The following is a 19,054-nucleotide window of genomic DNA, read 5'->3' as shown; positions in this document are numbered from 1 at the left end:
ATGTGGAACATGAACTTCACCCCGCCGGTGGTCATCCAGGCCAGCGTGCTGTCCAGCCTGCCCCAGGCACTGCGCTTGCCCCAAGCCAGCGCCTGGGCCGAGGCCAACAAGCCCGGCCACGTAGTCGACAGCTTTCTCGAAGGGCCCGTGTTCGACCCCCAGGGCCGCCTTTACGTGACCGATATTGCGCACGGCCGCATCCTCTGCCTGGACGGCGGCGGTGACTGGCACGTGGTCGCGCAGACGGGCGGCTGGCCCAACGGGCTGGCACGGCACGCGGACGGCAGCCTCTGGATTGCCGACTACCGCCTGGGCATCCTGCGCTGCGAGCCGCAAAGCGGCCGCATCGATACCCTGCTTGGCCATCGCAACAGCGAGTCGTTCAAGGGCGTCAACGACCTGGTGTTCGACGCCGCCGGCCGCCTGTATTTCACCGACCAGGGGCAGACCGGCCTGCACGACCCCAGCGGCCGGGTCTATCGCTACGATTGCGCCAGCGGCCGGCTCGACCTGCTGCTCGGCAACGCGCCCAGCCCCAACGGCATCGCGGTCGACCCCCAGGCCCGCACGCTCTACGTGGCCGTGACCCGCGCCAACCAGGTGTGGCGCGCACCGCTGCTGGGCGACGGCGCCCTCAGCAAGATGGGCGCCTTCCAGACGTTCTTCGGCAGCAGCGGCCCGGACGGACTGGCGCTGACGCCGCAAGGCGGCCTGCTGGTCGCGCACGCCAGCCTGGGCGGGGCCTTCCTGCTGGATGCCCGCGGCAACGTCACGCACTTCCTGCGCAGCCCCGCTGGCCAGACCGTCACCAACATCGCCCTCACGCCCGATGGCAATGCCGTGGTGATGACCGAGTCCGCCACCGGGGTCGTGTTGACGGCCCGATTGCCGGCGCCGTAGCGCCGCGGGTCGCTCAGAACTGCCAGGCCAGGTTCAGGCTGCCTGCGTTCTGGCGGTTGCTGCCGCCGAATTGGCCGTTGTAGGCCACGCCGACGGTGGTCGACTTGGCCAGCCGCATGTCGACGCCCAGCCCGATGACGGCCGCGTCCTGCGCCAGCGGTGCGCCGGCGACCGTGAAAGGCACGCTGTCGGCGAACGCCAGCGTGGTGGCGGGCTCCAGGCTGCCGAAGGCGTGGCGCCAGCCGGCCATGGCGTGCACACGGCCCGGCATGCCGGCGGAGTCGAAGCGCGCCTCGCCGCGCAAGCCGAGCGTGGTGGTGGTGATGGCGCTGCGCTGGCTGGCGCCGTCCAGCGCGGCCGAGCCGCCCGATTCCGAGAAGCCGCGCGTGCGCAGGTTGCTGTAGTTGATGCCCGCGAACGGCTGCAGCGCGATGCGCTCGTTCAAAGGCACGCGAAAACCCAGCTCGGTGAACACCTGCGCGGTGCCGCCGCGGTAATCGGCCTTCAGCGTCTGGTTCAGCCCGGCGGCGCCGGTGTCGCGGCGCGTGGCGATGTCGTGCCAGGTGTAGGCGGCGCCGGCCGTCCATTCGATCTGCCCCGGCCCGGCCTGGAACGCCTTGCCGCCATAAAGCGTGGCGCTGTAGCTGTCGACGTCGGTGGTCGACGCGCGGTCGTGCAGCGAGGCATGGCTGCCGGTGTAGCCGACGGCGCCGCCCAGGCGCCAGCCGCCGCCTGCCGCAAAGTCTCCTCCCACGAACAGGCCGCCGTCGGCATCGCTCACCCGCCCGGCACTGCCGTTGCCGCCCAGCGTGCGCCAGTTGCCGAACACCTGGGCCCATAGCGGTTGCGCGGCAGACCGCGGCAAGGCCGCGCCGTCGCCCGCGGTGGCGCCGCCCGTCTCGCGCTGCGCGGTCGGCGCGCCGGGCAGGCGACCGGCGTACAGGTTGGCTCGCAGGTGGTCCACGGGCAGGCTGGCCACGGTGTCACCTATGCCGCGCAGCAGCGCGGTGGTGCTGGCATGCACTTCGCCCGACAGGGCGTCGAAGGCAGCCGGGGGCGCCCCCACCGGCAGGTTCAGGACCCGCGCGTACACCGCATTGTCTTGCGGCAGGGTCTGTACGGCATTGGCAACGGCGCGCTGGTTGCGCGTCTGCGCGGCGTCGGCAAAGCGGATCGGCCGGGTGCCGCCACCATTGCCGCCATTGCCGCCGGAGCCGCCCTCGCCGCCGTTGCCCTCATTGCCGCCATTGCCCGCCCCCGGGTCGCCGGGCACCTGCTTGAGCGGCATCCGCAGCGTGACGGCGTTCGCGTCATAGCGCAGTTGCGGCTCCAGAAAGGCGTATTGGCTGGCGACGCTCTGGAAACTGCCGGTCACGCCGCCCGCCGCCGTGACGATCACGTAGTCGCGCGACGTGCTGAAATTGCCGTCCGGCCCGACGTGTACGACCGATCCGCCCAGGGTGGCCGTGCCGCCGACGGCAAGCCGGTCGCTGGCCGACGAGCCGGAATCGACATCGACCAGGTACACCGACCCCGGCGCCAGCGTGAGGTTGCCCGTCACCGTCAGCGTGCCCAGGGGATTGCCCGGCGCCACCCTGCCGCCGGCCGCCACGACGAGGCTGCCCACCGTGCCCTGCCCGCCCAGGATGGCGCCGTTGCCCACGGTCACGGCGCCGGGCAGGACCGCGCCCGCATGGGTCGCGTCGCCCACCACCACCCTGCCCGCCTGGATGTCGAAAGCGCCGGAATATGAGCTGACCCCATTCAAGATCAGCGCGGCCGCGCCCGTCTTGCGCAGCGCGCCGCTACCGCCAAGCGCGCCCAGCAGCGTCAGGGGCTGCTGCGTCTCCAGCGTGCCGCCTCCCGCTTGCACCTCGAACGACCGCGTGGCCACGACCGCCGCCGTGTTGCGCAGCACGCCGCCATCGAAGGCCACGGTGCCAGCCGGGCCGCCCAGCGCGGCATCCGAGCCGATCGCCAGCGTGCCGCCTGACAGGGTCCACGATGTGATCTGGCTCGTGCCGCCCGTCAAGGTCCACAGGCTGGCGCCGGTTTTTTGCAGGTTTTCAAAGCCTTGGTACGCGCGGCCGCTGCCGAAGGCCCCCAGTTGGCCGGCGTCGAAGGTGGTGGTGGCATCGGTCGTGTCGCCGCCCAACGCCAGCACGTCGCCCGAGGGGCCGCCGCCGCTGCTGCTGACGACGTTGCCGATGACGAGGGACCCGGCCTCCAGCGTCAGGCGATTGCCGCCGCCGCTGAACGCCACGGCGTTGGCGCGTCCGCCAAAGCTGTCCTGGCCGGCGGACAGCGTGCCGCGGTTGGTGACCTGCACGCCGCCCTGTCCGATCACCGCCGCGCCGCCGCTGCCCGTGGGAAAGTTCGAGGTCGATCCGCCATTGCCGCCCTGGATGCTGCCGGCGTTGACCAGCGACCCGCCGGTATTGATGAAGCGCACGCCGGCGCCGCCCGGGCCGGCCAGGGCCGAGGTGCCGACCGATGACCCGCCCCGGCCGCCCGAGATCTGGGCGCCCGCCGCATTGGTGACGGCGGTGCCATTGGCGACGACCCCGTCGCCGCCCGTGCCGCCATCGCTGCCCGCGCCCGCGGCGGCGCCGACGATGGTGGCCAGGTTGGTGATCGTGCCGCGGTTGGCGAGTACGCCCGCACCGCCGCTGCCGCCCGTGGCATTACTGGAATTGCCCCCGGATCCGCCCTGGACGATGCCCGCATTGTTGAACAGGGTGCCGCCGTCGAAGAGGAAGACGCCCGCGCCTCCCGATCCCCCTCCTGCGGCAATGCCCCCGTCAGCCGCACCGCCCGAGCCGCCCACGATGGCCGAGCCGGTATTCCGGATGGTGCCGCCGCCCACCAGCACCAGCGCGGCGCCGCCGCCCCCGCCGCCGCCGCCCGCAAGCGTGCCGGCGGCACCGCTGCCGCCGCCGATCGATTGGCCTGCCGTTTCGAGCGCGGCGCCCGGTGCCGTCAGCACCAGCCCCCCCTGACCGCCGCCACCGCCGCCGCCCCCTGCGCCGAACCCTTTCTCTTCGCCACTCAGGCCCGTCGTGCCAAACACGCCGCTGGACAATACCGTGTTGGGCGTGCTGTTCAGATTGCCGTTGCCGAAGGGCGTGATGCTATCGCCCCCGCGCCCGCCCGGGCCCCCCAGGGATCCGGCGCCGCCGCCCCCGCTCCCGGCCGAAGTCAGGTCCGGGCCCTGGACAAAGCCGCCCATGCCGCCCGCCGCCGAGCCGGAGTTTTCGCCATTCAGACCGGCGGTGGCCGAGGTCGACAGCGTCGCGCCAGCCCCCCCGTCACCGCCATTGACGCGCGTGGTCGGCATGACGCCCCCCTGACCGCCACCGCCGCCACCGCCCCCGCCCGCCAGGCCCCCGGCGCCGCCCGCCCCGCCGTTGCCATTGCTGAAGTCGGCGCCCTTGCCCCCCTGGCCGCCGCCGCTGATGATGTCGCCCGGCGCCCCCAGCGCAGGCCAGGGCGGCAGCGTCGAGAGGATGGCGGTGGTCAATGCCAGGCGGTGGATACAGGTTTTTTTCATATCGTGCGAGCGTAGGGGGTGTCGCGCGGGTGGGGCCGCGGGTACCCATTGGACGAGGTGCGGTTGCCTGCCCCGGTGCACGCGAATGCGCGCGCCGCCGCGGTCGCCAAGCCGCTGGCGATTTTAAAAGCGGCACGCAAAAATGGCGAATTGTTTCAATTGCGCGGTCGCGGCCGCGCCAGGCGCCCCGTCAGGCGCAGAGATACGCCGTCAACTGCGCCATCATGGCGTCGCAGGCATCGATCTGCGCCAGCTCGACGTATTCGTCGGCCTTGTGCGCCACGTCGATGCTGCCCGGGCCGCAGACCAGCACCGCGGTCTGGGTCCACAGCTGACCGAACAGGCCGCCTTCGGTACCGAAGGCCACCTTGGTGCATGGCGTGCCGGCGGGCAGCATCGAGGCCAGCAGGCGTACCGCCGGCGCATCGTCCGGCACCGACAGGCCGGGATAGCTGTTGCCCGCCTCGATCTCGGGCGGTGCGGCGTCGGGCAAGGCATGGTGGGCGCGCATCCGCGCCTGGGTACGGGCCCGCACCCGCTCCAGGATCTGCCCGGGATCGTCCTGCGCGATGTTGCGGATCTCGAAGCTCACTTCGCAATCGGCCGGCACGATGTTCAGCGCCGTGCCGCCATGGATGGTGCCCGCGTGAACGGTCGAATAGGGAATGGCGTAGCCGGGCTCGCGCGGGCCGGCGTCGGCCAATTCGCGCTGCACGTCGCGCAGCGCATCGACCAGGTCGGCCGCGGTGTGGATGGCGTTGACGAAACGCGGCGCCAGCCCCGAATGCCCGGCCTGGCCGCAGCAGCGGGCGCGATAGGCGGCCTTGCCCTTGTGGCCGGTGCCGATCTGCATCAGCGTGGGCTCGCCCACCACGCACAGCAAGGGCTGCGGCTGCATGTCTTGCAGTGCGCGCAGCAGATGCCGCACGCCGACGCAGCCGATTTCCTCGTCGAACGACAGGGCCAGCAGCAGCGGCCGCTTCAACGGCTGCTGTGCGGCACGCACCAGGGCCATCACCGCGCACGCGACGAACCCCTTCATGTCGGCGGCGCCGCGGCCGTACAGGCGGCCGTCGCGCTCGGTGGCCTGGAACGGCGGCGTGGTCCAGGGTTGGCCCTGCACCGGCACCACGTCGGTATGCCCCGACAGCAAGATGCCCGCCTCGTCGCGCGGGCCGACGCTGGCAAACAGGTTGCAGCGGCTGGCATCCTGCGGATCGGGCACGCGCCACGACTCGACGCCCGCCAGCGCCAGCACCTCCTGCACGCGGTCCATCAGGCCGGCATTGGGCGTCAGGGTGACGGACGGAAACGCGATCAGTTCGCGCAGCAGCGCCAGGCTGCCTGAAGGAAGGGAACGGGACATGGAGGACTCAGGATGCGGTCCCGGGGGGGCCGGACATGTAGGGGTCGAAGAAACTGGCCGCGCTCATGCCCGGAATGTACTGGTCCGAAATATAGGCGCGGCAGCGCTGCATGAAGGCCTGGGTCAGGCGCGACGGCTTCATCGGCCGGTACGTCGCCAGCCCCAGCAGCATCGGCCGCTGCTCGCCGGCCAGGCGCAGGCGCACCAGCCGCTTGCCGTCCAGCGACTGGGTCGACTTGGGGCGCACGTTGAACAGCGCGTAGCCGATGCCGTTGGCAACCATCGAACGCACCACGTCTTCGGAACGCGACCGGGCCACGATGTTGGGCTGCAGGCCGGCCTTGGCGAACAGCGACAGGAAGTACTCGCGGCTCATCGGCAGGTCCAGCAGCACCATCGGCAGCTGCGCCAGCTCGTCCAGCGTGACGGCGATCTGCTGGGCCAGCGGATGCAGCTCGCTCACCAGCACGTGCGGCGGCATGTGCGCCAGCGTCTCGAAGCTGATCTCGTCGCCCAGTTGCAGGTCGTAGGTGATGGCCACGTCGATCTCGAGCAGGTGCAGGCGGTTGATGAGTTCCTGCTGGTCGCCTTCGGCCATGTGCAGCTCGACCTTCTCGAACGCCCGCGAAAACCCGAAGATGACCTCGGGCGCGATCATGGCGGCCAACGGCTGGAAGCACCCCACGCGCAGCACGCCCTGGATGGTGTCGTGGGAATCGGACGCGATCTCGTACAGTTTCGAGGCGCGTTCGAGCAGGTCTTCGCATTCCTGCATGACTTGCTGGCCCAGCGGCGTCAGGGCCAGTCCCTTGGACGGATGGCGCACGAACAGCTGCACGCCCAGCTCGGTCTCGATGTGGGCGATGGCGGCCGATATCGACGGCGGCGAGATATGGATCTGGGCGGACGCCGCGGCAATGCTGCCGTGCTTGGCGGTCGCCACGAAATATTCCATCTGGCGCAGGGAAATGCGATTGAGCATGGTCCAACTTGAGGAAACGGGGTCGTAAGGCCGGCCGGCGCGGGCAAGGGTCTGGCAAAGTATCCCCTTGCCGCGCAACGCCGGGCAAGGCTTTCCTCAGGGAACGTCCATGGCGGCGCTCACAGATCGCCCGGCACGCCGAAGCTGGGCGCCTCGCGGGGGTCCCGGGCGCGGGCCAGATAGGCGTCGATCTGCGGTGCGTAGATGCCCCAGGCCGCATACAGCGCCTGCACCGGGCCGTCTTCGACCCAGTCCATCCGCAGGTCGACCATCGGCCAATCCAGGTCCTGGCACACCAGCAACCCGGCCGAATGCACGGGCCCGGCTTCGCCGCCGGCCGCCTCGCCCGCCAGCAAGGCCAGCATCAGCCGTTCGGCCAGCGGCCCCTCGGCGCGCTCGAATGCCGCCAGCATCGCGGCCGGCACGGCTTGCGAGGCCAGCATGTTGCCGGCGCAGGCGGCGTGCTCGCCCGCCGCGCTGGCCAGCGTGCCCAACGCACTGGCGCCCGTGAAAACGGCGGGCGGATGGACGGCATCGATGGCCATCAATTGCCGGTAGTCGATGAACGGCCGTTGCCGCAGGGCCGCCAGCGCCTGGGCCGGCGTGTGCCCGGCTGCCATCGCATCCAGGGCCAGGGGCCCCAGCGCGGGGTCGGTGATGTTCTGGCTGACCGCCGCCCCCACGCCGGCGCGAACGCGCACGCAGCGCGCCGCCACCGCGGGCGAGGACGACGACACGGCGGCGCCGAACTGGCCGGTCGCCGGACAACGGGCAATGATCGAGAAGGTCATGGCAGGCCTCGTGAAAGTCAGTCGGCAATGACGGCGGTGGCGTCGATCTCGACCAGCCATTCGGGCCGGGCCAGCGCCGACACCACGATGCCGGTCGACACCGGAAACACGCCCTTGAGCCAGCGGCCCACCACCCGGTAGACCGCCTCGCGGTAGCGCGGGTCGACCAGGTAGATGGTGATCTTGCAGATGTCCTGCACGTCGCCGCCCGCTTCCTTGAGCAGCATGGCGATGTTGGCCATGGCCTGTTCGGCCTGGCCCGCGGCGTCGCCGATGCAGACGCTTTCAGAGGTATCCAGGTTCTGGCCGATCTGGCCGCGCAGGAAGACCGTGCTGCCCCGGGCGACCACGGCCTGGCACAGGTCGTTGTCCAGGTTCTGTTCCGGGTACGTGACTTTGGTGTTGAAGGGGCGGATGCGCTTGTGTTTCATGACTCTTCTGCAGAAGGGGCCGACGGGCGGCGCCGCGTGATGGCAAACCCGCGAGGCGGGCCGGGACTCCATCTTCGGATCGGGCGGCGCGTGTCGCCTATTTGTTTTTTCCGGGGGGCGGTCTCGGAAATTCCGACCCGGCCACCCGCCTCGCGGGTTTACGCGGCGCCTCAGGAATTGCGAGCCAGGCCTAAGGAAAAGGCGACTTGGCCCGCGCCGCCCCCCTCTTCCATCATCTGGGCTCCAGTCGGCGGCGTTCGGCGGATACAAAACACTCAAGGGGTTTGCAATGCTTCGACAACTTACCGTAGCCGGTCTTTTTTCCACCGTGCTGATGGCCAACGTGGCCTGGGCCGAAGATGCGCTCGTGGTCAGCACCTGGGGCGGCAGTTTCCGCGACCTGATCGACGAGAACATCGGCAAGGAATTCACCCGGCAGACGGGCGTGCCGGTCAAATACGTCACCGGCGGCACCATCGACCGGCTGAACAAGGCCAAGCTGGCCAAGACGCCCGAAAGCGACATCACGTTCACCACCTCGCACATCGGCTGGCTGTACGTCGACGGCGGCCTGTTCGAAAAGCTCGACACCGCCAAGGTGCCCAACTACGCCAACCTGGTGGCTCGCGCCAAGGTCAGCCCCTACCACGTGGGCAGCTGGGCCTACGTCTACACCATCGGCTACCGCCCCGACCTGGTGCCGAAAGACATCACGTTCAGCAGCTGGAACGACCTGTGGAACCCGGCGCTCAAGGCCAAGCTGTCGGCGCCGGACTTCGACCCCAGCCACATCATCACCGTGGCGGCACTGCTGTCGGGCGGCGATGCCGCCACCTGGGAAAAAGGGACGGACAAGCTCAAGGCCCTGAAGCCCAATTTCAAGGCGTTCTACACCAACGACGCCAACAGCCAGCAGTTGATCTCGACCGGTGAAACGCCCGTGGAAATCCTGCTGTCGATGAACGCCTACTACATGATCGGCCAGGGCGTGCCGATCAAGGTCGCGATGCCCAAGGAAGGCGCGGTGCTCGGCATCGATACCATGGGCATCATGAAAGGCAGCGCCAAGACCGACCTGGCCTACAAATTCATGAACATCGCGCTCTCGCCCGAGGTGCAGTCCAAGATCGTCGCCTACAAGAAAGCCAGCCCGGTCGTCACCAACGCCAAGGTCTCGGCCGAAGACGCCGCCTTGCCCGGCGTCTTCACCACCCAGGAACAGTGGGACAAACAGGCCATCGTCATCGATGACAAGCTGCGCGCCGAAAAGACGGCCACCTGGCGCAAGTGGTTCACCGAAAACCTGATGAACTGATGGCCGGGCCCGCCATGACTACCCGCTCCGGCCTGAGGGGATGGCTGATTTCGCCCGCGGGCTTCATTGCCCTGTGCATCGTCGTGGCCATGGCCGCGGTGCTGCAGTTCAGCGTGCGAACCTTCATCCCCGGTTCGATGGCGGTGGGCGGACTGACGCTGGAGAACTTCTCGGGCCTGGGCGGGCCGGTCTACCTGACGGCCTTCGCCAACACGCTGCTGCTCAGCATCGAGACCACCGTGTTCTCGCTGCTGGCGGCCTACCCGCTGGCCTACGCCCTGGTGCGCGTGCGCAACCGCCTGCTGAAATCGTCCATCCTCATCATCTCGATCACGCCGCTGTTCCTGGGCGAGATCGTGCGCACCTATTCGTGGATCATCGTGCTGGGCAACAACGGCTTCATCAATACGGTGCTGCGCAAGCTGGGCCTGATCGAGCAGCCGCTGGGCCTGATGTTCACCCACCTGGGCGTCCTGATCGCCCTGGTGCACGTGACCATTCCCGTGGTGGTGCTGATGCTGGCCACCGCCATTTCCCACATCGACCGCGACTACGAAAAAGCCGCCCAGAGCCTGGGCGCCGGACCCGTGCGCACCTTCCTGACGGTGACGCTGCCGCTGTCCATGCCCGGCATCATCGCCAGCATCACGACCGCCTTCGCCTGGACGTTCAGCGCCTTCGCCACCCCGCAGATGATCGGCGGCGGCCGCGTGCCCACCGTCTCCACCCTGGTCTATCAGCTGGGATTCTCGTCGATGAACTTTCCGCTGGCCGCCAGCCTGAGCATCTCCGGCCTGGCCTTGACGGTCCTGGCGCTGGTCTTGCTGGGCCGCGCCACCCGCCGCCTCAAAGCCCTGGGAGCCCACTGACATGGCCCACAGACTTCCCCTGTCCCTGCGCCTGGGCGCGCCGCTGCTGGTCGCCGCGCTGCTGGCCTTCGTCCTGCTGCCCGTCGTCGTCGTGACGCTGGCCTCGTTCAACGACAAGGCCTTGCTCAGCTTTCCGCCCGAGCAGTGGTCGTTGCGCTGGTTCCAGCGGGTGTTCACCTATCCGGACTTCCAGCAGGGCTTTCGCGCCAGCCTGGTGGTGGTGGGGTGGGCCTCGTCCCTGGCGCTGGTCATCGGCACCGCGCTGGCCATTGCCGTCAAGCGCATGGGCTTTCCCGGCAAGGACCTGTTGCAGGCGGTTCTCCTGTCGCCGCTGGTGATCCCGCACTTCACGCTGGGGCTGGGCCTGTTGATCCTGGTCGCCCAGCTGGACATGGACCGGGGCTACGGCCTGGTGATCCTGTGCCACGTGATGCTGGTGCTGCCCTTCGTCATGCGCAGCGTCTACGTGTCGATGGAGAACATCGACGAACGCCTGGAACAGGCCGCGGCCAGCCTGGGCGCCTCGCCGCTGAAGGTGCTGCTTACGGTGACCGTGCCGCTGCTGGCGCCGGGGCTGTTCGGCGGCTGGCTGTTCGCCGCCATCATGTCCTTCAGCGAATTCACCGCGTCCCTGTTCGTGACGACGCAGGCGACCCAGACGCTGCCGGTAGCCATGTACAACTACGTGCGCGAATTCGCCGACCCGACGCTGGCCGCGCTGTCGGTGGTCTACATCGCCGTGACCGCCAGCCTGCTGGCCTTTGCCAACTACTTCCTGGGGCTGGGCCGCATCCTGAACATCGAAGACACGCGCTGACGGGCGATGGCCCAGGCCACGCAAGGCGGGGCGGGATTTTCATCCCGCCCCGCCCCTTTTTGCCGCTGCCGCTTTGGCCCCGCTCAATAGCCGCGCGCCGGCTCCACCTGGTTGAGCGGCGCCTCGCCCCGCGACACGCGGACGATGTTGGCGGCGATCTGGGCCGCGGCGGACGCCGGAATGGCCACGGACGCCAGGTGCGGCGTGATCAGCACATTGTCCATGCGCCACAGCGGGTCATCGGCCGGCAACGGCTCGCGTTCGAACACGTCCAGCGTGGCAGCGCCGAGATGGCCGCTTTGCAGCAGCTCGGTCAGCGCGGCCTGGTCCACCAGCGCGCCGCGCGCCACGTTGACCAGCGCCGCGCCGCGCGGCAGGCGCTGCAGGCGTTCGCGGTCGAGCAGGCCGCGGGTCTGCGGGGTCAGCGGCAGCATGAGCACCAGGATGTCGGCCTGGGCGATCACCCCATCCAGCGCTTCGAGCCCGGCGTGGCATTGCACCCCCGGGATGTCGCGCGGGCGGCGCGACCAGCCCAGCACCGTCAGGCCCTGGCGTTGCAGTTCCTGGGCGGCATGCGCGCCCAGTTCGCCCAGGCCCAGCACCGCCACGCGGATATCCGCCGGCGCGCGGGGATGGCGATAGGCCCATTCGCCGCGGCGCTGCGCCGCCTCGAACCACGGAATGTCGCGCGCATGGCGCAAGGTGGCGAACAGCACGTAGCCGGCCATCATGCGGGCCATGTCCGGATCGGTGATGCGCGTCACCGGCACCCCGGCCGGCAGGTCGTCGCGCCCCACCAGCGAATCCACGCCGGCGCCCAGGTTGATGATCAGGCGCAGGTTGGGCATGCCGGCGAAAAAGCCGGCGGGCGGCTTCCAGGCCAGGGCGTAATGGACGTCCGCCGGGTCCGCGACCTCGCGGGCATGCAGGATGCGCAAGCCCGGCAAGCGGGCCTGCAAGGCCTGGCGCCAGGCGCCGAAGTCGTCGAAGTCGCTGTAGAACACCAGCGCGCCCGCGGGCGTCGGCGTCGGGTGCGGCATCGGCGCGCCCCTCACGCCGGCCGCGCGATCAGGCGCGCCATGGCCTCGATGGCCAGCTCGTAGCCGTCGCCGCCCAGGCCGGCGATGACGCCGTCGGCCGCCTTCGAGATGTACGAGTGGTGGCGAAACGGCTCGCGCCGCCAGATATTGCTCATGTGCACTTCGATGATGCGGCCGGGAAACGCCAGCAGCGCGTCCAGGATGGGCACCGACGAATAGGTCAGGCCGGCGGCGTTGATGATGAGGCCGGGCGCCGTGCCCCGCGCCTCCTGGATCCAGTCGACCAGTTGGCCTTCGTGGTTCGACTGCACGAAACGCAGCCCCAGGCCCAGGCTGGCCGCGCGGCGCTCGCAGCGCGCTTGCAGCGTGGGAAAGCTGTCGCTGCCGTAGGTCTTGTTGGCGTCCAGCCCGTACAGGTTGGCGTTGGGACCATTGACAAACCAGATCACGTCGTCATGGGACGTTGCGCCGGTCGGGGTCGGGGAAGTCATGGGCAAGGGCCTTGAAGGGTCGTAGGAATGGGGGATGGCGGGTGGGCCGGATGGCGCCTGGCGGTTCAGGGCCGCAGCACCACCTTGCCGAATACCGCGCCGCTTTCCAGCAGGCGGTGCGCATCGGCCGCCTCGGCCAGCGGCAACTGGGCATGCAGCCGCGGCGCCACGCGGCCGTCGGCCACCAGCGGCAGCACATGCCGGCCGATCGCCTGCGCCATGCGGGTTTTTTCCGCCGCGCTTTGCGGCCGCAGGGTCGACGAATGCAGGCTCAGCTGCTTCTGCATCAGCACCAGCAGGTCGAGCGACACCGTCGACCCCTGCAAGAACGACAGGCTGACGTGGCGGCCGCCAAAGGCCAGCGCCTGCAGATTGCGCCGCACGTAATCGCCGCCCACCACGTCCAGCACCACGTCCACGCCCCGCCCTTGCGTCAGGTCCAGGCAGGCTGCCACGAAGTCGATGTCGCGATAGCACAGCGCGTGGGTCGCGCCCAGCTCGCGCAGGGCCGCCAGGCGTTCGGCCCGGCCGGCGGTGGCGATGACGCGGGCGCCGGCCGCATGCGCCATGCGCAGCGCCAGCGTGCCGATGCCGCCGGCCGCGCCGTGGATCAGCACGGTCTCGCCCAGGCGCAGGCGCCCCAGTTCGAACAGGTTGTGCCAGACGGTGAACAGCCCCTCGGGCAAGGCCGCGGCCTCGTCGTCGCTCAGGCGGTCCGGCACGGGAAAGGAGTGGTCGACGCGCGCCACGCACCACGGCGCGTAGCCCCCGCCGGGCAGCAGGCTCATCAGGCGGCGGCCGTGCAGGGTTTCCGGCACGCCCGGGCCGCAGGCGGCCACCTCGCCGCAGGCCTCCAGGCCCAGGACATCGGACACGCCGGGCGCGGGCCGCGCCAGGCCCTGGCGCTGCATGATGTCGGGGCGATTGACGCCGGCGGCCCGCACCCGCAGCAGCACCTCGCCGGGGCCGGGCTGCGGCACCGGCCGCGTGGCCAGGGTCAGCACCCCGGCGTCGCCGGGTTCGCGGGCCACGACGGCCTGCATGGTGGTCGGCCGTGCGTCCATGGCGTTACGACGCATCGAACACACTGACGCCCTGGCCGGGCAGCGCCAGGCCCGTCACCGCGCCCACCGGCCAGCGGCGTGGCGCGTCCAGTCCGGCGCTGCGCACCATCACCCGCTGGCGCCCGGCCACCGGAATATCGACGTCGATGTACGAATCGATATGGTCGCCCTGGAACACGTGGTTGACCACCGTGCCGCTCAAGACCGAATCGCCGTGCAGGGCTTCCAGCTGGATCTGTTCGGGCCGCACGTAGATGTCCAGCCGCCGCCCCTCGTGCGAGCCGCCCACCAGCCGCTCGCGCGGCACGCGGATCAACCCGGCGCCCAGCCGCAGCACCAGGCCGTCGGGATCGGCGCCGTGATAGTGCGCGGGCAGAATGTTCACGTCGCCCAGGAACGAGGCCACGAACGGGTCCTGCGGGTTGCGGTACAGCTCGTCGGGCGTGGCGATCTGCCGGATCACGCCGCCGGACATCACGGCAATGCGGTCCGACATGGCCAGCGCCTCGCCCTGGTCGTGGGTGACGAACACGGTGGTCACGCCCAGCCGGCGCTGGATGTCGCGAATCTCGACTTGCATCGCGCCGCGCAAGCCCTTGTCCAGCGCGGAAAACGGCTCGTCCAGCAGCAGCACCTTGGGCTGGATCACCAGGGCCCGCGCCAGCGCCACGCGCTGCTGCTGGCCGCCGGACAACTCGCGCGGCCGGCGCTGGCCCAGCCCGTCCAGCTTCACCAGCGCCATCGCCTCGGCCACCCGGCGGGCGATCTCGTCGGGCGCGACCCGGCGCATGCGCAGGCCATAGCCGATATTGCGTTCCACCGTCATGTGCGGAAACAGCGCGTAGTTCTGGAACACGATGCCGATCTGGCGCTGGTACGGCGGCAGATCCGTCACCAGTTGATCCTCGATGAAGACCTCGCCATTGTCCGGTTCGGCAAACCCGGCGATCAGGTTCAGCAAGGTGGTCTTGCCGCAGCCCGACGGCCCCAGCAGCGTCAGGAATTCCCCCCGCCGTATCTTCAGCGACAACTCGTGCAGCACCGTCTGCTGGCGGTACTTCTTGACCACGCCTTCCAGGCTGACCGCACTGGACGACTTCGGGGACACGGGGCTGTTCTGCATGGCGGCTGGGGAATCTTCGGCTGGGTTCTCGGAAATGCGCACAACGCGCGCGCCGCGGCGACGCCGCGGGGACACGCTGGCTTGCAGCATAAGTGAGGCCGGCCCGGCCGGCCGTTTGTGGATACCGAGGCGGACCATCGGAAAAAACGAAACGCCGCGACGCCCGCGCGTGCCGGCCAGTGATTTGCTTTTTCCTAAGCCTTGCGTCCAAAAAACCAAGTTATCAAGCGCGGGCATCTGGCCCACACTGCGCCTCATCCATGGGCACAGGCGCTCATGCTTCTTCTCAGGAAAAACATGTCAGTGGAAACAACCAACACCCTGGTCATCGGCGCCGGCCAGGCCGGCATTGCAATGAGCGAACACCTGGGCGCGATGGGCATCGACCACCTCGTGCTCGAACGCAAGCGCATCGCCGAACGCTGGCGCTCGGAGCGCTGGGATTCCCTGGTCGCCAACGGCCCGGCCTGGCACGACCGCTTTCCCAACCTGAAGTTCGACGACGTGGGCGCAGACGTCTTTCCGCCCAAGGAACGCATGGCGCGCTACTTCGAGGACTACGCCAGGATGATCGGCGCCCCGGTGCGCACCGGCGTCGAGGTGCTGCGCGTGCAGCGCAACCAGAAGCGGCCCGGCTTTACCGTCAGCACCTCGGCCGGCGAGATCGACGCGCGCCACGTCGTCGTCGCGACCGGCGCCTTCCAGATTCCCAGCTATCCCGCCATCGTGCCGGCCGAGTCCGGCCTGCAGCAGCTGCATTCATCGGCCTACAAGAATCCCGGCCAGCTCGTGGACGGCGCCGTGCTGGTGGTGGGCGCGGGCGCGTCCGGCTCGCAGATTGCCGAGGAATTGCGCCGCGCCGGCCGCCAGGTCTATCTGTCGGTGGGCGAGCACTACCGCCCTCCGCGCGCCTACCGCGGCCGCGACTATTGCTGGTGGCTGGGCGCCCTGGGCATGTGGGACGAGGTCAAGAAAAAGCCCAAGCGCGAACACGTGGCCTTCGCGGTCAGCGGCTACGACAACGGCAAGACCATCGACTTTCGCCGCCTGGCGCACAGCGGCATCGAACTGGTCGGCATCACCCGCGACTTCGAGAACGGCGTGATGCGCTTTGACGAAGGCCTGGCCCGCAACATCGCCCAGGGCGACGCCGACTACTTCGAAGTGCTGCGCGAGGCCGACGCCTATATCGAACAGAACGGCCTGGACCTGCCGCCCGAGCCCGACGCCTGGAAGCTGCTGGACGACCCGGCCTGCCTCACGGACCCGATCCTGAGCCTGGACCTGGCCGCCGCCGGCATCACCGCCATCGTCTGGGCCACCGGCTTCAAGGTGGACTACCGCTGGATCGAGGCCGACATCCTGGACGACCAGGGCTACCCGGTGCACAAGCGCGGCATCACCGGCGAAAAAGGCATCTACTTCCTGGGCCTGCCGAACCAGAGCAACCGCTCGTCCTCGTTCATCTGGGGGGTGTGGCACGACGCGAAGTACCTTGCCGACCATATCGGCATCCACCTGAACTACCTGGCGTACGAGCAGGAAACGGGGCGCTAGGCCACGGGGCGGCGCGGGCGGCCGACGCCGGCGGCCGGCCCCCGCCTCACGCCCACGCATCACGCCAGCCTCGGCGTGATGCCGGACCGCGGCGCCTGGCCGATGGTGATGGGGCCCAGCCGGGCTGGACGTGGACAGGGCAAGGCGCCGGCGTGTCAGTGCTGGGCGACCTGGGCGCCCTGCAAGTGCGCCAGCGAGCCGTACAGGCTTTGCAGCAAGGCGAATTCTTCGCGGTCGAAGAACTGGCACTTGCCCTGGGTGAATTCCTTGGCGACTTCCACGGCAAACTTGGCGGCCGCGGCGATGTCGACCTCGTGGCTGGCGCCCGTGCCGCAGCCGGGCACCACGGTTTCGGCCGTGATGGCCACGCCCACCACCGGCGCCGAGGTGGCCACCGAAGGCTGCAGGATGCTATTCAGGTGATACACGCCGTTGTCGTACGGCGTGATGTCCTGGATCGAGATCGGAAAGGTCGCGGCCGGGCGGCCCGTGGTCGACTCCATGATGCGCAGCAGGTCTTCCGACATCCGCAGGATGTAGCCCTGCTTCACCGTGGGCGACAGCGCAAAGCCCTTGTGGTTGATGATGCGGTTGCCCTTGGTGGTGTCGATCGACAGCACGGCGTCCATCTCGTCGCTCAGTTCATGGTCGTTCATGGCCTTCATGTCCACGGGCGAATCCATGAAGTCCACCGGCTGGTGCGGGCGGGTGGGCGCGTCAGGGCAGATGTGCGTGCCCACGATCACGTCGCCGGCCAGCACGTCGCCCTGCGACTGCATGTGCGCCAGCTTCAGCGCGGCGGCCACCGCCGCCACGGCGCCGTCGCCGTCGGACACCAGGCCCAGGCGGCTGGGCCGCGCGCCGATGCCGCCCAGGCGCCCGACGATGCCCAGCGTGGGCGCGGACCCGCCGGCGCGCTTGCCCTGGGCGCCGGGAATCACCACGCGCACGAAATCGGTCGAGCCATGGTCCCCGCGGATCTGGGTGACGGTGACGCTGGCCTTCGGGTACGGGGCCAGCAGCCGGGCCACGGTGTCGCCGGACGCGTACGCGCTGTCCAGCGCTTCAAAGGCCTGCAAGGTTTGGGAAAGACTCACGACGGGTTCCTTTCTGGGTAAGACAACAAGAAGGGAAAATCACTTCTTGCCAAAATGCGAGGTAATGGTGGCGTTGAAGAAACTGAAGATGGCGTCGCCGGCGATGATGCCCCCGGCAAACACTTCCATGTGGTTGCGGTGCTTGTCGCCGCCGACCTTTTCGATCAGCAGGCGCAGCACGATGCCGGCCGCCACGGCCCAGCCGGCCAGCGGATTGGCGATCAACAGGCCCGTGGCCAGCAGCACGCCCAGCTGGCGCTTGGGGCCGCCGATCAACTGGATGACGGCGCCGGGTATGGCCCAGAGCAGCAGCAGGTGGGCAATGCCCGGGGTGGCGCCGGCGTTGATGGTGGCCACATACACCTTGGCCACCGGCGGCAGCTGGCCGCCGTCGAACAGCGCGCCGTAGCTGAAATACACCACCGGAATGGCAATCAGGAAGGCCAGCATCGCGGCGATCAGCTGCTGCTTGCGCCCTTCGAGTTCCAGCGCCATGTCGGCGCCGTTGCCGCGCAGCATGTAGCCGGCCTTCAGGTCGTAGCCCATGTCGGCAAAGGCCGGGCCAGTGGCCACCGAAAAGCCGCACAGAATCGCCAGCGCGTGCGGCGGAAAGCCGATCAACAGGCCCAGCAGCAACGTGATCAGGGCCACCGCAAACGCCGGAAACCACCCCGAGTGCATGGCCGCGATGCCCACGATCAGTTCATGCACCAGCGCAGCAAAGGCCGCGTACAGAATAAAGCCCAGCAGCATCGGCACCGACATGTCGGCATACAGCCCGGCCAGCACCGAAATGCCGGCGGACAGCAGGATGTAGCCCACGCCGCCCAGCCGCAGGCTGCTGCCCACGCTGGGGCCGGTCGGGCCGCTGGCCTTGGGGCCGGACTTGCTGCGCATCACTATCACCACCTGCACCAGCGCCACCAGGCCCGCGCCGATCATCATGCCGTGCGGAATGTATTGCTTGCTGATGTCGACGCCGAACAGGGGTTCGGAATAGCCGCGCAGCAGCAAGCCGATGCCGAACATGGCCAGCGCCCAGATGTTGCCGATGAAGGCGACGCCGAACGCCGACATGGGAATCTTGAACCACGAGCCCACGGTGCCCACCACGATGCCCAGGCCCAGCAGCTTGGCCTGCGTGCCGCCCTGGTCGCCCGCCTTGATGGCCTCGGCCGCCGCCACGCCCGGCGGCCAGGCGCCCGTGGCCGGAAACACCGTGCTGCCGAACAGCCGATACAGCATGTAGGCGTCCAGCAGCATCGCCAGGCCCACGCCCAGGAACATCGGCAGCACCATGTCGGGGCGGCCCAGCAGATAGGGAATCGCCAGCGGCAGCAGCAGGCTGTTGGCGGCGCCGAAAGTGGCGGACGAAATCGCGGTCTGCGCCAGGTTCTGCGCGTGCACCGAGCGGTACGACCGCAACAGCTGCACGGGAATGCGCGACAGGATCATCGCCACCAGCGCGCCGATGATGGAGGTATTGGGCGTGACGCCCAGCGTGACGATCAGCTGGATGCCGATCACGGCGCCGAACACGCTCAGCGCGGCCAGCAGAATCAGGTTGGACAGCGACAGTGCCCGGGGATGCGACGGGGGGCCCTCATGTGCCGAAGCGCGATGGGGCTCAACGGCGGGTTGGGGGGTGGACTTGATCATCG

The 19,054-nt window shown here is 69.4% G+C and carries 16 protein-coding genes; 5 read left to right on the top strand and 11 right to left on the bottom strand.

Annotated features, from left to right (window positions below):
* Complete coding sequence (locus tag ACUDP5_RS13760) at positions 1-900, top strand: SMP-30/gluconolactonase/LRE family protein (protein ID WP_445658996.1); 900 nt, start codon at positions 1-3, stop codon at positions 898-900.
* Positions 901-913: 13 nt separating this feature from the next.
* Here ACUDP5_RS13760 and ACUDP5_RS13755 read toward each other — a convergent pair whose 3' ends face one another.
* The 5 genes from ACUDP5_RS13755 to ACUDP5_RS13735 all read right to left on the bottom strand — a co-directional run bounded on the left by ACUDP5_RS13755 (position 914) and on the right by ACUDP5_RS13735 (position 8,020).
* Entirely contained in the window at positions 914-4,450 is a 3,537-nt protein-coding gene (locus ACUDP5_RS13755; RefSeq protein ID WP_445658995.1) for an autotransporter domain-containing protein, read from the bottom strand.
* 190 nt (positions 4,451-4,640) lie between these two features.
* Entirely contained in the window at positions 4,641-5,816 is a 1,176-nt protein-coding gene (gene argE / locus ACUDP5_RS13750; protein ID WP_445658994.1) for an acetylornithine deacetylase, read from the bottom strand.
* A gap of 7 nt (positions 5,817-5,823) precedes the next feature.
* Positions 5,824-6,798, bottom strand: a complete 975-nt coding sequence (locus ACUDP5_RS13745) for a LysR substrate-binding domain-containing protein (protein ID WP_263913351.1) — start codon at positions 6,796-6,798, stop codon at positions 5,824-5,826.
* A gap of 119 nt (positions 6,799-6,917) precedes the next feature.
* Positions 6,918-7,589: a DUF1028 domain-containing protein gene (locus ACUDP5_RS13740; RefSeq protein WP_263913352.1), complete on the bottom strand. Its 672-nt coding sequence runs from the start codon at positions 7,587-7,589 to the stop codon at positions 6,918-6,920.
* A 17-nt stretch (positions 7,590-7,606) separates the two neighbouring features.
* Complete coding sequence (locus ACUDP5_RS13735) at positions 7,607-8,020, bottom strand: RidA family protein (protein WP_263913353.1); 414 nt, start codon at positions 8,018-8,020, stop codon at positions 7,607-7,609.
* A 289-nt stretch (positions 8,021-8,309) separates the two neighbouring features.
* On the opposite strand from ACUDP5_RS13735, the gene ACUDP5_RS13730 reads away from it, so the two are divergent.
* The 3 genes from ACUDP5_RS13730 to ACUDP5_RS13720 are packed head-to-tail and all read left to right on the top strand — an operon-like array spanning position 8,310 to position 11,021.
* Positions 8,310-9,335, top strand: a complete 1,026-nt coding sequence (locus tag ACUDP5_RS13730; RefSeq protein WP_263913354.1) for a polyamine ABC transporter substrate-binding protein — start codon at positions 8,310-8,312, stop codon at positions 9,333-9,335.
* Positions 9,336-9,349: 14 nt separating this feature from the next.
* Complete coding sequence (locus tag ACUDP5_RS13725; RefSeq protein ID WP_263913355.1) at positions 9,350-10,204, top strand: ABC transporter permease; 855 nt, start codon at positions 9,350-9,352, stop codon at positions 10,202-10,204.
* Position 10,205: 1 nt separating this feature from the next.
* Positions 10,206-11,021: an ABC transporter permease gene (locus ACUDP5_RS13720; protein WP_263913356.1), complete on the top strand. Its 816-nt coding sequence runs from the start codon at positions 10,206-10,208 to the stop codon at positions 11,019-11,021.
* A gap of 83 nt (positions 11,022-11,104) precedes the next feature.
* Here the strand turns inward: ACUDP5_RS13720 and ACUDP5_RS13715 are convergent, their stop codons facing one another.
* From ACUDP5_RS13715 to ACUDP5_RS13700, 4 genes are all read right to left on the bottom strand, one after another.
* Entirely contained in the window at positions 11,105-12,061 is a 957-nt protein-coding gene (locus tag ACUDP5_RS13715; RefSeq protein ID WP_263913357.1) for a glyoxylate/hydroxypyruvate reductase A, read from the bottom strand.
* 11 nt (positions 12,062-12,072) lie between these two features.
* A complete protein-coding gene (locus ACUDP5_RS13710) occupies positions 12,073-12,552 on the bottom strand; it encodes a type II 3-dehydroquinate dehydratase (protein ID WP_445658993.1) in 480 nt (159 codons plus the stop codon).
* Between the two features lie 65 nt (positions 12,553-12,617).
* Positions 12,618-13,616: an NAD(P)H-quinone oxidoreductase gene (locus ACUDP5_RS13705; RefSeq protein ID WP_445658992.1), complete on the bottom strand. Its 999-nt coding sequence runs from the start codon at positions 13,614-13,616 to the stop codon at positions 12,618-12,620.
* Between the two features lie 4 nt (positions 13,617-13,620).
* Entirely contained in the window at positions 13,621-14,739 is a 1,119-nt protein-coding gene (locus ACUDP5_RS13700; protein ID WP_263913360.1) for an ABC transporter ATP-binding protein, read from the bottom strand.
* A 297-nt stretch (positions 14,740-15,036) separates the two neighbouring features.
* On the opposite strand from ACUDP5_RS13700, the gene ACUDP5_RS13695 reads away from it, so the two are divergent.
* Positions 15,037-16,296, top strand: coding sequence for a flavin-containing monooxygenase (locus ACUDP5_RS13695; protein ID WP_263913361.1), 1,260 nt, complete (start codon positions 15,037-15,039; stop codon positions 16,294-16,296).
* A 155-nt stretch (positions 16,297-16,451) separates the two neighbouring features.
* On the opposite strand, the gene ACUDP5_RS13690 is transcribed toward ACUDP5_RS13695, so the two are convergent.
* Positions 16,452-17,393, bottom strand: a complete 942-nt coding sequence (locus ACUDP5_RS13690; RefSeq protein ID WP_445658991.1) for a DUF1177 domain-containing protein — start codon at positions 17,391-17,393, stop codon at positions 16,452-16,454.
* Between the two features lie 39 nt (positions 17,394-17,432).
* Positions 17,433-19,052 carry an OPT/YSL family transporter gene (locus ACUDP5_RS13685; protein ID WP_445658990.1) on the bottom strand — a complete coding sequence of 540 codons (1,620 nt, stop codon included), beginning with the start codon at positions 19,050-19,052 and terminating at the stop codon, positions 17,433-17,435.
* Positions 19,053-19,054: the final 2 nt, after the last annotated feature.

The organism is Achromobacter sp. NCFB-sbj8-Ac1-l (assembly GCF_052695805.1).
The sequence above is the reverse complement of the archived record's forward strand: the minus strand, read 5'-3'. Positions and strand labels throughout refer to the sequence as shown.